Annotated in this window: 7 protein-coding genes and 1 pseudogene; 6 read left to right on the top strand and 2 right to left on the bottom strand. The window is 44.1% G+C overall.

Annotation, left to right across the window (positions count from 1 at the left end; genetic code table 11):
• Nucleotides 1-869: 869 nt before the first annotated feature.
• From adhP to BBC0178_RS06045, 3 genes are all read left to right on the top strand, one after another.
• Entirely contained in the window at nt 870-1,904 is a 1,035-nt protein-coding gene (adhP, locus tag BBC0178_RS06065) for an alcohol dehydrogenase AdhP (RefSeq protein WP_078039548.1), read from the top strand.
• 1,025 nt (nt 1,905-2,929) lie between these two features.
• The gene (locus BBC0178_RS06050) at nt 2,930-4,975 is read left to right on the top strand and encodes a carbon starvation CstA family protein (protein ID WP_078039545.1); all 2,046 of its coding nucleotides are present in this window, start codon (nt 2,930-2,932) and stop codon (nt 4,973-4,975) included.
• A 77-nt stretch (nt 4,976-5,052) separates the two neighbouring features.
• The gene (locus tag BBC0178_RS06045; RefSeq protein WP_078040385.1) at nt 5,053-5,250 is read left to right on the top strand and encodes a YbdD/YjiX family protein; all 198 of its coding nucleotides are present in this window, start codon (nt 5,053-5,055) and stop codon (nt 5,248-5,250) included.
• Nucleotides 5,251-5,951: 701 nt separating this feature from the next.
• Here the strand turns inward: BBC0178_RS06045 and BBC0178_RS11995 are convergent.
• Together BBC0178_RS11995 and mprF are read right to left on the bottom strand one after the other, a co-directional pair.
• Nucleotides 5,952-6,502, bottom strand: a pseudogene (locus BBC0178_RS11995) (AcvB/VirJ family lysyl-phosphatidylglycerol hydrolase).
• An 863-nt stretch (nt 6,503-7,365) separates the two neighbouring features.
• Nucleotides 7,366-9,990, bottom strand: coding sequence for a bifunctional lysylphosphatidylglycerol flippase/synthetase MprF (mprF, locus tag BBC0178_RS06035; RefSeq protein ID WP_078039544.1), 2,625 nt, complete (start codon nt 9,988-9,990; stop codon nt 7,366-7,368).
• A gap of 195 nt (nt 9,991-10,185) precedes the next feature.
• Here mprF and BBC0178_RS06030 point away from each other — a divergent pair, with 195 nt between their 5' ends.
• From BBC0178_RS06030 to glmS, 3 genes are all read left to right on the top strand, one after another.
• A complete protein-coding gene (locus tag BBC0178_RS06030) occupies nt 10,186-10,980 on the top strand; it encodes a cytochrome c biogenesis CcdA family protein (RefSeq protein WP_078039543.1) in 795 nt (264 codons plus the stop codon).
• Nucleotides 10,981-10,987: 7 nt separating this feature from the next.
• Nucleotides 10,988-12,346, top strand: coding sequence for a bifunctional UDP-N-acetylglucosamine diphosphorylase/glucosamine-1-phosphate N-acetyltransferase GlmU (gene glmU, locus BBC0178_RS06025; protein ID WP_078039542.1), 1,359 nt, complete (start codon nt 10,988-10,990; stop codon nt 12,344-12,346).
• A gap of 156 nt (nt 12,347-12,502) precedes the next feature.
• Nucleotides 12,503-14,326, top strand: coding sequence for a glutamine--fructose-6-phosphate transaminase (isomerizing) (gene glmS, locus BBC0178_RS06020; RefSeq protein WP_078039541.1), 1,824 nt, complete (start codon nt 12,503-12,505; stop codon nt 14,324-14,326).
• Nucleotides 14,327-14,331: the final 5 nt, after the last annotated feature.

Below are 14,331 nucleotides of genomic sequence, written 5' to 3'. Positions count from 1 at the left end.
TCTCAAAAGACAAATCGGCATCATACACCGGATATTATGTGATTGAACTTTCCACTCCTCATCAGACTTAAGTGATCGCACATGTAAGAGATGTAACTATTGATTGGACATTCTGTGATTTTCGCAAACCGGAAAGCAGAGTTGTTCCGAACATGGATAAAATTATGGCAATGATTTTGTTGGAAATGTCCGTTCTCGTTTTTTATTGGCAAAAAACGGTATTTTACTGAAATTTCCAATAGGGTGAAAATAGATAACGATATAATAATTTAATTATTTTAACAGATATTATGAGTTTATTTAGGATAATACTATAATAAATGACAAGTAAATATTTTTGATTTCTGATTTTTATTTATATGAAAGCTGTCGAACGTTTTTCGTTATCAATACTAAAAATAAAACGACTGCGCAACTACGCCTAGTCATTCAATAAAATATGTCATAATGTTTTCATCATGTTTAATTCGACGGACGTAAAAAGTTATATTCTTTAACAAACATATATCAATTCATGACCAAAAAAATTCCGACAACATATCGTAAAATTAGCTTGTTATTTTTCGTATCGCATGAAAAATGGACTTACACGACTATATTTATATGTTCGAATATGAAACAGTAGAGTGGATAAATAAGTATAGTATTTTTTTGAACATTCTTGATTGATATAGCATTAACAAATATTAACTTCGAGAAACGAGAAAAAATCAAAAACGAGCTTGTTGAAAAAGAAAAATTTTCCATATTTCAAAAGGCGTGCGGTTACCGCACCAATTTAGAATTCGTCAAATACAAATACAGAATATGTGAATTACCGGACTAATCCGTAAAAGCTCATATATTCCTAGCCAATGAAGGAGACCATCATGGCAAAGACGATGCAAGCCGCAGTAGTGCGTGAATTTGGAAAGCCGCTTACCATCGATGAGGTACCAATTCCCGAACCGGGTGAAGGAATGATTCAGGTAAGTGTGCAAGCCTGTGGTGTTTGTCATACAGATTTACATGCTGCACATGGCGATTGGCCGGTGAAACCGAACCCGCCCTTTATTCCCGGACATGAAGGTGTGGGCTATGTCTCAGCTGTGGGGCGTGGTGTAAAACATGTGAAAGAAGGCGATCGGGTGGGCGTTCCGTGGCTATATACGGCCTGTGGATGTTGCTCGCATTGTCTGGCCGGATGGGAAACGCTTTGTGAAAATCAGCTTAACACAGGTTATTCTGTCAATGGTGCATTTGCCGATTATGTTGTGGCTGATCCGAATTATGTTGGACATCTACCAAAAAATATCGGATTTAACGAGATAGCACCCATTCTGTGTGCCGGTGTCACAGTTTATAAAGGTTTGAAAGTAACAGACGCAAAACCGGGCAACTGGGTTGGTATTTCCGGCATTGGTGGCCTTGGTCATCTCGCCGTACAATATGCAAAAGCAATGGGCTACAATGTTGCGGCAATCGATGTTGCCGATGACAAAATCGAACTGGCAAAACAATTAGGGGCAGATGTCGGAATCAATGTAACAAAATACACTGATGCAACTGCCGAATTGCGTAAGCTTACCGATGGTGGCGTGCATGGCATGCTCGTTACGGCTGCGTCTCCAAAAGCGTTTGAACAGGCGCTCGGTATGGTTCGTCGTGGCGGCACTTTGTCCATGAACGGGCTACCGGCAGGCAGTTTTCCGGTATCGATCTTTAATATGGTGTTGAATGGAATAACACTGCGTGGCTCCATTGTCGGTACGAGGTTGGATCTTCAAGAGGCATTGGATTTTACCGCTGCCGGAAAGGTCAAATCACATATTTCCACCGATAAGCTGTCTGACATCAATCATATTTTTGATAATATGATAGCAGGCAAGATTGAAGGCCGCGTTGTCCTTGATATGACTAAATAAACATATGCCAAGCAAACGTTTTTCGGGTCTGATTATTCAGGCCCGATTATTTTAAGGGCTATATTTTTGACGAATTTGGAACCGCATTCGGATGTTTTTCTGGAGCCATGTGTTCTCTAAATTTATGCCGTATTGTCTAAAGGGGGCAATCGCCAGATCAAGCGTTTATCAGCTCTTTCTGATTGTTCGATATGTTCAGAAAAATGGGCGTTAAATGATCTTGAAGTGACATTAGGAAGCTTCATCAATCCCGCTTCCTGCCATATATAAGCGCTGTGAATCTTGTCGGACAATGATTTTCGGTAACCTACTGCTTTTATAAAGCTGCTTTAATCTGGCTAAACGTTTAACGCATGAATCATTATAATCTTGTCTGGTGGAAACCCGTTCGTTTTTTGCCATCAGTGCAGATTTCATAAGAAAAAACGTACCTGTTTTTTGGCAATCAATTTCAATTTTCTTTTGTCTAATCGTAATTACTCAAAAACCACCCATATAGCTTCGATTGAAGTCAAATTCGTCTTGGTCGGGCACAAATTGGTATTAATCGATTTTTGTTCGAAGTTTGCACAAAAAAGAGTTTGGCTAAACAAGATTGAAAGACAATTATCGATCAAAATCGGAATTTTATGACTTTTTGCTAAACCCGCATTTGCAGTGGGCACTCTATTTATAAAATACGGTTTGAACCCGGGGATTTCATTTTCGTGAATCGAAAAAGTTGTAAATTTACGTTCCTAAATGTGGGGGGGGGAAAAAGCTTTCGTAAACTGGAAACCACTTTTCTTTTCTGATGCCAGCGGTGCTGTTTGGCGGTGTCAGATTGTAAGACATAAGTACTTTTAACCAAATGTCCGGGTAAAGTACTGGTGCGTCAGATATTCACAGGTAATTTTATTGTGTTGATTAATGCAGTAGACAAAACTTTATAAATAATAATAGAAATTTGAAGGAGGGCTTTTGTTGGCGGTGGAGGCCACAAAGCAAGTATTTTTCATTGTGAGGATTTTCAGGAGGAGGGGCATATGGCGACCATAAGAAAACCCTTAACCACAACTCAAATCATAATTTTGATCATCTTGGCGGTACTGGGAGCCTTTTCATTGGGCTATATCGCGCTTCAACGGGGTGAAGCAATCAACGCCATGTGGATTGTTGTGGCGGCAGTTTGTGTCTATCTGGTTGCCTACCGGATTTACGGGATTTTTATATCCAGTGTTGTTTTAAAAGCGGACAGCACGCGTATGACACCAGCCTATCGGCGTAATGACGGGCTTGATTACGTTCCCACAGACGAGAAAATTCTTTTTGGGCATCATTTTGCAGCAATAGCGGGAGCAGGGCCTCTTGTTGGGCCGGTACTTGCTGCGCAAATGGGGTATCTACCGGGCCTCTTGTGGATTCTGGCGGGATGTGTTCTGGCGGGCGCCGTTCAGGATTTTATGGTATTATTTATATCCACGCGGCGCGATGGACGTTCACTCGGCGAGCTGGTTCGTGAAGAAATGGGGGATGTTGCCGGTGTAATAGCCTTGATTGCCTGTTTCATGATTATGATTATCATCCTCGGCGTGTTGGCAATGGTGGTTGTAAAGGCTTTGGCGGGAAGTCCATGGGGAACATATACAGTCGCTTTCACTATCCCTCTTGCTTTTTTTATGGGAATATATCTGCGCTTTATCCGGCCTGGCAGAATAGGTGAAGTTTCCGTTATCGGCCTTATCCTGCTTCTCTTCGGCATTGTTTCAGGCGGGTGGATAAAAGACAGTTCTTATGCATCCTGGTTCAATTATGAAGCAACAACATTGACGTTGATGATCATCATCTACGGATTTATTGCAGCGGTTTTACCTGTGTGGTTATTGCTTGCACCACGCGATTATCTGTCTACTTTCTTGAAAATCGGGACGATTGTTGCTCTTGCAATCGGTATTGTTGTGGTTCGGCCGATGCTTGAAATGCCGGCTTTAACCAAATATGTGGATGGCTCCGGACCGGTTTGGGGCGGTAACCTCTTTCCATTTCTTTTTATTACAATTGCCTGTGGGGCAGTCTCGGGTTTCCATGCTCTCATTTCATCGGGAACGACACCGAAAATGTTGGCTAATGAAGACCGAGCCTGTTTCATTGGTTACGGTGGCATGTTGATGGAATCTTTTGTTGCCATCATGGCTCTGATTGCTGCGAGCGTCATTAATCCCGGTGTCTATTTTTCAATGAACGCACCATTGAGTGTGCTTCTTCCATCTGGAACCGGCGATCTTGTGCAATCGGCTGCAACAGTTGTTTCAGGATGGGGATTTCAGGTGACACCTGAAATGTTGACAAATATCGCTAACGAAGTGGGCGAAAAATCCATCATTGCCAAAACAGGTGGTGCACCTACCCTTGCCGTGGGGATGGCTCATATTTTGCATAATGCCTTAGGCGGCTGGATGGGCATGTCCTTCTGGTATCATTTTGCAATTTTGTTTGAAGCATTGTTTATCTTGACGGCGGTTGATGCCGGTACACGTTCGGCCCGTTTTATGCTTCAGGATCTCCTTGGTATTGTGGTTCCGCATATGCGAAAAACAGATAATCTTTTCGCCAATTTGATAGCTACTGCACTGGTTGTGCTGATGTGGGGATATTTTGTTTACCAAGGTGCGGTCGATCCCAAAGGCGGTATATATTCGCTCTGGCCGTTATTCGGTATAGCAAATCAAATGCTTGCAGCTGTCGCGCTCCTGCTTTGTGCTGTTGTGTTGTTTAAAATGAAACAGCAACGTTATGCCTGGGTGGCGATTGTTCCGGCGGCATGGTTGTTTATCTGTACGATGACGGCCGGTTGGCAGAAGGTGTTTGATGCCAAGCTCAGCTTTTTTGTTGCAGCCGGAAAAGCAGCTAACAAACAATTGGCAGTTGGTAATTATATCAACGGTATCTTGACGGCATTATTTATGGTTGTCGTTGTTACGTTAACCTTATTCACGATCAGATCGGCCTTAAAGTCACTGAAAAGCGATAAACCCACTGTACATGAAACGCCTTACGAACCGTTTCCGACTGAACCTATTAAAGTCAGATAAAAGTGGCGGGTACAAATGACGTTATGGCGTTACCGGAAGGTAGCGCTATAACGTTAAAAATATGGAGGATGCTGAATATGTGCTTGAATTTCCTTAGTGTTGGCAAGTTTCTTGGACAAACGGCGAAGTTGATGGTCGGAGTACCCGATTATGACACTTACGTTCAACATATGAAGAATGTTCATCCTGACCAGACGCCCATGTCTTATAATGATTTCTTCCGGGAGCGTCAGGAAGCAAGATATGGAGGGAAGGGCGGTTTCAAATGTTGCTGACATGAAAGGCAAAAAGAAGGGGCTTACCGTTTTTTTACAAAAACGAATAAAATTAGAGAATAGTGAAATCAATGGATTCAAAAGATTTCAATTGGTTTTTCCTATTTTTTAAGTACGCAATCTTTTAATTGCACCGTCATATTTCATGTTGATGTTCTTTATCGTAAGCGAGGCGAATTAATAATTAAACTGCTGTAAAGACTTCCGGATTTGAAACGCAATTCGTCCGATAATAACGTGGCTGGCTTTATGATTATGCCTTGAATATGCTTGTTCTATTCACGGGGCACGATGCCCTTTCTTGCTCCCTTCAAATAGCTCATCGAGAAGGCAAGCAAACTCACGATTGACGATGGATTTCAATTGGCAGGTTGGTTGCGAAGTTTTGAATAATGGCAGAACATTCTCTGCTTAATTGCCGAATTTTACGTGGCTCTTTCGATTTTTAGAATGTGGTTAACCTGTTAAAATTCTAAATTTGTCTCCTTTATTGCTTTGATAATCGTAGTACTCAAAGTTGTTTGAGCCGGTTTTTACAAAACGAGATATCGGTGTCGTTATTTTAATCGGTGTGAAAAACTTGCAGAAACACCAGAAAAGCGTTTTTGCACAAACTTATCTCACAGATTACTATTTTTAAATCACCGTGCAAAAGAAGTCAGTATCCGACAAATTCGAGAAAGACGGGTATCCTCATTTCTCTATCGGTTTGATGACTTATGGTCATTTTTTTCTGCCTGTATCTTGTCAATCAAGATTGCATGAAGAGATTTTGCAAGACTTTTATAATCTTCATCAAAATGATGTCCGCCGGGCAGTTTTAAACGTTTTGTTGCATCAAGCGCAGGATCTGTACAAGCAGTATCATCTTCGTCCTCCCCATAGACACAGACCGTTTATCTGCAGGCACATATTGCATCTGATCAAGAACAGGTGTGTCACCCGAACCGCCGAGCCAACCATCAATGGAAATCTGAAAATCCGCTGTTTTGGACAAGCCCATGAGCGCTATCATAACCGTTTGGTCTTTGACCGTTTCATCAAGTACTTCCCAAGCAAACGGTAAAACATCCGCTCCGAAAGAATAACCGAAAAGTGCAACCGGTAACCGTTGTTCGGGGTCAGCCTCCTGAACAAGTTGCTCTATATCTTTGGCAATTTCCTCAGGGGTGCGTGTACTCCAGAAATAACGTAACGAGTCGATACCGATCACATGAATATCCTGGCTTTGCAAAAGATCGCCAATTTCCATATCGATATCGCGCCAACCGCCATCGCCAGAGAAGAAAATAACCAGTGCTTTTGCGGGGTTTTTGGACGGCATATCAATAATGGGCAGGTCGGCATCAGCCGCATCGCGAATAGCATAATCAAGTGCTGTATCAACAGTTTCCTTCATTCGCGATTCAAAAGCCGGGTCCTTGATGATTGCGGCAACTTTATCCCGTGCCGCCTGCTTTACGTCATTACCGGCCAATGAATTACTGATAATCGTCACCGGAGAGGGGACTTTTACACCTGTTTCATAACTATAGCCGCCGTCGGGCATTTTTGTTGCGTCAGCCTCTTCCGTGCAGGAAGGTAACCGTGTGTGCGACGATTGCGACGGATCAAGAACCACAGTGCCAGCTAATGTATTTTCGGGAGAATCGGCCGCCGCTGCATAGGAAACCGTGCCTCCTTCACCAATTCCAACCACAACAGGATGAAAATAGACGTCAAGATCCAACCGACGCAAAATGTCTTTTGAAAGAGCTTCAAGATCGGATACGAGATAAACACAATCGCCATCTTCTTTATCCAGTTCCTCGCGCCAGTTGTCAAAATTGACAGATGCAACAATAAGGTTCCGTTTCAGCAATGCCGCAGTCATATCTGTTTCCCGTGTTTTTGGACCACCGGTATCGGAAACGAGTATAACAAGACCTCTGATATCTCCTTGCGGCAAATAAACCGGTATATCGGTGAAACGTTCTCCTTCTGCATAAACAACAGGAGATGTGGAGCCGATAAAACTTGCCCATAGCCGGTTGATCTTGCCCCGATGCAAAACACCATAAGCAGCGGCTGCGATAATAAAAACGGCCAAGACCAATAAAATTATACGTCGGATTGTCATTTGCGTAAAAACTCCAGCGGGTTGCCGTTGATAAGTGTTGTGACATCAAAAAGAACTTTAGCAGTTTCAAAACCACCGGGGCAGATCAGATAATGCGGTGACCAAACCGGATCGAACTTATCCTTGAACGCTTTCAAGCCATCAAAATGATAAAGATCACGTCCGCGCCGATAAATAAAAGAGCCTATACGTTGCCACCTTGCTGCCAGACGGTTGGTCGACAGACCAGCGAGAGGAGCAGCTCCCAAATTGAACCACTGGAATCCTTGTTCTTTGCCATAAAGCAACAGATTGGCAAATAATGCATCCATCATAACTTTGGATACATTGGGCAGGTAACGCATCATATCGACTGTTATTTCATTTTTGTTACCACTTTTCCAGACATTGGCAAAAGCGACAATCTGATCATCTTTGGTCATGACTGCGACATCGTAACGTTTTAAAAATTCGTCATTGAAATAACCGATTGAAAAACGTTTTTCAGCTCCGGATTTCGAGGCAAGCCACGTATCAGACACATGTCGCAGTGCTAACAAATGATTTTCTACTTCATTTGCCGGAATAATGGAAAACACCAAGCCCTCGCGGGTCGCTTTACGTTCAGCATAACGAAATGGTTGGCGTTTTGGCCCGTCAAGTGAAAAATCGGGGAGGTAGACTTTGGCGACCTCGCCCAACTTGATTGCGGTTAATCCCATGTCGAGATAAAGCGGCAAATGACGCGGTCCTACACCATAAAAAACAGTGCGCAAGGCTGCGTCATCGGCATGTTTGCGAAATTCCCAAGCGAGATCGTTAAAAACCTTTTCGTCATTGCTTACGGGTTCACCTAAAGCAATCAAGCTACCACCGGATTTACTGTACATAATAAAGCCGTCCTCGTTGGGAGAAATCAGAAACTGTTTATCTCCAAGTAGCGCTAATGCAGTATCCGACAAAGGTGATTGGGCGACGAGCTTAGGGATACAATCAGGAATCGTTGTCGCGCGTTTTAACCGCTTGCGCAGTGGTCTATGGATAATATTGTAAAGCGCTGCAATAAAGATAACGGAAAATATGACAACGCTTGCTCTTAAAAAACGCGGTGCATTGGCGTTCCAGGCGAAGCTCCACCACAATTCATTTGAATATTCGACGTGACGGTAAACAAAAAAGCCAAGCCATATAACCGCACATGCAAAGGCGGCAATACTGGCAAGCCAACCCCAACTTATGGTCAAACCATTATTCAGTGGACGACGATAAAACGAGCGTTTGAACCCCCATAAGATCAATGCAAATATGCACAGAATAGTTGCTTCTTCCCAATCAAGTCCTTTGGTCAGACAAAAAACCGCACCTGCAAGCAAAAGAAAAATGGTAACAAACCACGCATTGACGAGGCGTCGCGCCAATCCGTAGGAAACAACGAGAAGTGTTACACCGATAAGGCTGGCAGCCAGATTCGACGTCTCGATAAAAATTAGTGGCAATATATCCGACAGGACATCAAGTCTTATCCGGCGCCCGGGAGTGACAACCGATATCAACATTACGACACCGGCCAGAAAGGTCAGACCGGCCGATATGAACGGTATCATCGGTTCGATAATGCGCGAAACCTGTGCGGCACGTGCCGAAACACGTTTGCGTTGCCGGAACATTTCCCAGAATGCAATGCCGACAATTGCAATGACAAGCGGCAATATTGTGTAAATCAACCGGTAAGTCAACAGAGCAGCCACACCTTGTGCGTTTCCGGCAAGGCCCAAACCACCAATAAGAATGGCTTCAAAAGCGCCAAGGCCACCCGGTGAATGGCTAACCACACCGATAACAATGGCAACTGCGAAGACCAGATTGAAAGCGAGAAAACCGGTTTGTAAATCGGCAGGCATGAGCACATAAAGCGTGGCAGATGCAGAGGTAATATCGACAAGCCCTGCAAAAATTTGCATCAAAGCGCCGCGAGAACCAGGAAGTTTCAAAGAAAGCGGGCCAATTTTCAGCTCTCTTGCTCCGCCGTAAAGCCACAATATCAAGGCAATCAATATGAGAATAATGGCGATGCCGGCAATCCTGTCAGCCGTTAAATTTAAGGTGCCGAGAAGGGGGAGATTTTCAGGTTCGAACGCAAGCGCAAATCCGATAACGGTAAGCAAAGCAAACCACATTGAAAACCAGGACATGCTGATGATACGCCCGATATCGGCAAGACCGACACCTTCTCCCGCATAAACGCGGTAACGGAGTGCTCCTCCGGTAAGAAAGGAAAAACCGAGAGCATTGGATACAGCATAACCGGCAGATCCAGCGAGAGCTGCGACCGGCATTGTGATTTTACCAGGTGCTATTGTGCGAGCCGCTACGACATCATAAAGCGCAATGCCGCAAAAACTTAGCGCGGTGAAGAACAATGCAAGCAACAATGTCGGTGTTGTATAACTTTTGAAAGCCTCGATTGTGTCGTGTCTGGAAGTCGTTTTCAAAAGTTCCCAGAGAACAAAAAATGAAATTGCAGCGATTGTCAGTCCTAATAACGGAACAATCGATGTTTTTGCCAGATGCAAAAGGCGCGAGGGCTGCTTGCGAGCGTTTTTGTCAACGGTGTTCTCGTTCAGTTCATTTTCGCTTGTCATTTTTATCCTTTTAAACCGTTGGTCAATGCGCCTATCGGGACTGTTTGGAACCAGTATTGCAAAACTCTATGGATTTAATTTGTCATATTTATACGAAGGAACAGATTTTTATAAGTGTAGCTTTTCGTAAGGTTGAAGGTTTTCATTGAGATTAATATAGGATAGAACTGTTACAAAATTTACGGAACGAGACAGTTGTTTTCAGAATTATCGACATTCGGGGTATTTTTAGGCGGCGCACTATCATTTTTATCGCCTTGTGTATTGCCGCTGGTGCCTCCTTATCTATGCTATATGGCCGGTGTTAGCGTCGAAGATTTTCGCAATAGCGACATGCAAAACAAACAGCCCGTCCGTCTAGCATTGTTTGTCGCGGCAATCGCCTTTTCATTGGGCTTTTCAACAGTTTTTATCGCACTGGGTGCAACAGCCAGCACCGTCGGGCATTTTATCGGTCAATATCGTGACATATTGGCGATGGTTGCCGGGATTATTATTATAATCTTCGGACTTAATTTTTTAGGTGTATTCAGAATCGGAATTCTCGCGCGGGAAGTTCGCTTCCAGATGAGAAAAACACCGGCGGGCCCATTGGGAGCCTACATTATCGGTCTTGCGTTTGCTTTTGGATGGACACCCTGTGTGGGACCGGTCCTTGGACCGATTCTTACTTTTGCCGGATCAAAAGAATCGGTTGGTGAAGGCGCGTTGCTGCTCGGTATATATTCGCTCGGTCTTGCTATTCCTTTTATTCTGGCGGCCTTGTTTTCAAACTTCTTTATGTGGTTTTTAAGCTCGTTCAGAATGCATTTGGGAAAAGTCGAAAAGATCATCGGTATATTGTTAATTATCGCCGGTATCCTTTTCTTAACCGGCGATATGCAAAATGTTTCATTCTGGTTGTTGGAAAAATTTCCGTCTTTGAGCAGTGTCGAAGCATTGGGCTGGTCGGACATTGTCGATTTTTTCCATAATCTCTTTGAGGATTAAAGGGCAAATGATTAACCGTAGCTGTCTCTCAATAATTCTAGCAGCAGGCGAAGGCACGAGAATGAAATCGGATTTGCCGAAGGTGCTGCATAAAATTGCCGGTTTGCCTTTGGTTTGCCACGTCGTTCGGCAAGTTCAGGCACTTGAAAATAGTGAAATAGCAGTTGTTGTCGGGAAGGGAGCCGAAGAGGTATCTTCGGTGGTGAGAGACTTTTCCAAAAGTGCCAAAATATATGTTCAAAAAGAACGACTTGGCACTGCGCATGCAGCACTGGCGGCGCGCGAAATGCTGGTCCAAAATTTTGATGATGTGCTGGTTGTTTTTGGTGATACACCACTCATCGAGTTAGCTTCGCTCAATCGCGGGCGTGATGAGCTCGCGAACGGTGCCGACATTGTTGTAATGGGGTTTGAAACCGAAAATCCGTCAGGCTACGGTCGTTTGATTGAAAAAGACGGAAAACTTCAAGCAATTGTCGAAGAAAAAGACGCAAACATTGAACAGAAAAAGATAAAATTCTGTAATGGCGGTGTTATGGCGTTGAATGGCAAACGTGCTCTTTCATTGCTTGAACAAATTAAAAATGAAAACGCAAAAAAAGAATATTACCTCACGGATGTTGTTACAATCGGTGTTTCTCAAGGACTGGATGTCAGAGCAATTACGATACCGGTCGAGAATGTTCTAGGTGTGAATACACGCGTTGAACTCGCCGAAGCCGAAGCGTTGTGGCAAAAACGTAAGGCCAAAGAACTCATGTTATCCGGCGTAACAATGCTGCGACCGGAAACCCTTTATTTTTCATATGACACCGAAATCGCCCGCGATGTCATTATTGAACCGAATGTTTTCTTCGGTCGTAATGTAAAAGTGGAAACCGGCGTTGTAATTCATGGCTTTAGCCATTTGGAAGGGGCAATTGTCAAAACGCATTCGGAAATCGGGCCTTATGCGCGTTTGCGTCCCGGAGCGATTCTCGAGAATTCTTCAAAAGTCGGTAATTTTTGCGAGATAAAAAATGCAAAAATTGGTGAAAAGGCCAAAGTCAACCATCTTACTTATATTGGGGACGCAGAAATTGGTCGCGGCACCAATATCGGCGCGGGAACCATAACCTGTAATTACGACGGCTTTAACAAGTGGAAAACGATTATCGGCGAGAATGCATTCATCGGGTCAAATTCCGCTCTGGTCGCGCCTGTTGAAATTGGTAAAGGTGCTTACGTTGCGTCGGGCAGTGTAATAACCGAAGCGGTACCAGAAAATTGTGTGGCCTTTGGTCGCGCAAGGCAGATAAACAAAGAAGGACGAGCGGATTTGTTGAGACAAAGGTTCTCGTCAATGAAAACAAAAAATAGTTTATGACAGAAAAAAAGCCATTTTTGACATTTAAAAAAAGGGAATTATTTTCTATCTAGAACTAACCCAGGCCAGAAAAGTCAGGAACAAAAACACTTTTAAATTGGTTATTCTGTCCTAACTCTTCTAATAAACAGATTTATACCCGGAGCGAAGTTTTATATGTGCGGAATTATTGGAATCCTTGGTAAAAGGGACGTGGCACCTTTGCTGCTTGACGGTTTGAAAAGGCTTGAATATCGGGGTTACGACTCCGCAGGCATTGCTACTGTCTACCAAGGTCATCTTGGACGCTTACGAGCCCCCGGTAAGCTCGTCAATCTCGAGGAAAAACTGAAAAAAACGCCGCTGAAGGGCGAAATTGGCATTGGACACACCCGTTGGGCTACCCATGGCGCACCGATTGAACGTAATGCTCATCCGCAGATGACTGAAAAAGTAGCTGTGGTTCATAACGGCATTATCGAAAATTTCGCCGAATTGCGGGACGAACTCGTAGCTGATGGCTGTGTTTTTGAATCTGATACGGATACCGAAGTTCTGGCTCATCTCGTGACCAGAGAAATAAAAGGTGGATTGACACCGGTCGAGGCAATGCGTGTTAGCCTCAAGCGGTTGCGCGGCGCTTATGCTGTTGCTCTGATTTTTGAAGGTGAAGAAGACCTGATGATTGCGGCTCGCTTTGGCCCGCCACTTGCTATCGGTTATGGTAAAGGCGAAATGTTCGTCGGGTCGGACGCGATAGCGCTTGCTCCATTCACCGATCGCATCAGCTATCTGGAAGACGGTGATTGGGTTGTACTTACCCACAATAGTGCAACAATCTATGATGCCGATGACCGGATTGTCGAACGTGAAATATCGACATCTTCAGGTAATGCTTTTCTTGTTTCGAAAAGTAATCATCGCCATTTCATGCATAAGGAAATGTTCGAACAGCCTGAGGTCATTTCGCACACTCTGGCCCATTATGTCGATTTGGGGGCTGGCAAGGTCAATGAATCTGCCAATCTGATCAATTGGGCCAATATTGATCGTTTGGTCTTTGCAAGTTGCGGAACAGCCTATTATTCGACATTGGTAGCACGTTATTGGTTTGAAAAATTATGCGGGCTGATTGTCGAAAATGATGTTGCTTCGGAATTCAGATATCGCGAGCCGCCTATGACCGATAAAACCTTGGCGATGTTCGTGTCACAGTCGGGGGAAACCGCTGACACACTTGCATCCTTGCGATATTGTCGGGCCAAAGGAATAAAAACAGCAACTGTTGTCAATGTTCTCGAATCAACCATGGCAAGAGAAGCGGATTTTATGTTCCCAACGCTTGCCGGCCCCGAAATAGGTGTTGCCTCGACAAAAGCTTTTACCTGTCAATTGTCCGCTCTGGCATCGGTTGTTCTGACTGCTGCCAAACACCGAGGTATGCTTGACCGGAAAAACGAACAGAAAATGGTTCAACAACTTTCCGAACTTCCCAGAATTATTACGGATGTTCTGAAACTTGATAGTGATATTGAAGAAATATGTCGTGATCTTATGAGTGTTAAGAACATTCTCTATATTGGTCGCGGCACGTCTTATCCAATTGCCTTGGAAGGCGCTCTCAAGCTCAAGGAGCTGTCCTATATCCACGCCGAGGGATATGCAGCCGGTGAGTTGAAACACGGGCCAATCGCACTTATTGATGAAAACATGCCTGTTATTGTGGTCGCGCCACATGATAGGTGGTTTGACAAAACGGTTTCCAATTTGCAGGAAGTGGCTGCGCGCGGCGGACGCATTATTCTGATTACAGATAAGGATGGTGTGGCTAAAGCAGGGGTGAATAGCCTGTCAACGATTGTTATGCCGGACGTTCCGGAATTCATTGCACCTATTGTTTATGCAGTTCCGGTCCAGTTGATTGCTTATCACACGGCAGTACTGCTTGGTACAGACGTAGATCAGCCACGCAACCTCGCTAAATCTGTAACCGTTGAATAGAACCG

The organism is Ditibartonella apihabitans (assembly GCF_002007485.1).
GTDB classification, from domain to species: Bacteria; Pseudomonadota; Alphaproteobacteria; order Rhizobiales; family Rhizobiaceae; genus Bartonella; species Bartonella apihabitans.
This window is presented reverse-complemented; position numbering and strand designations above follow the sequence as displayed.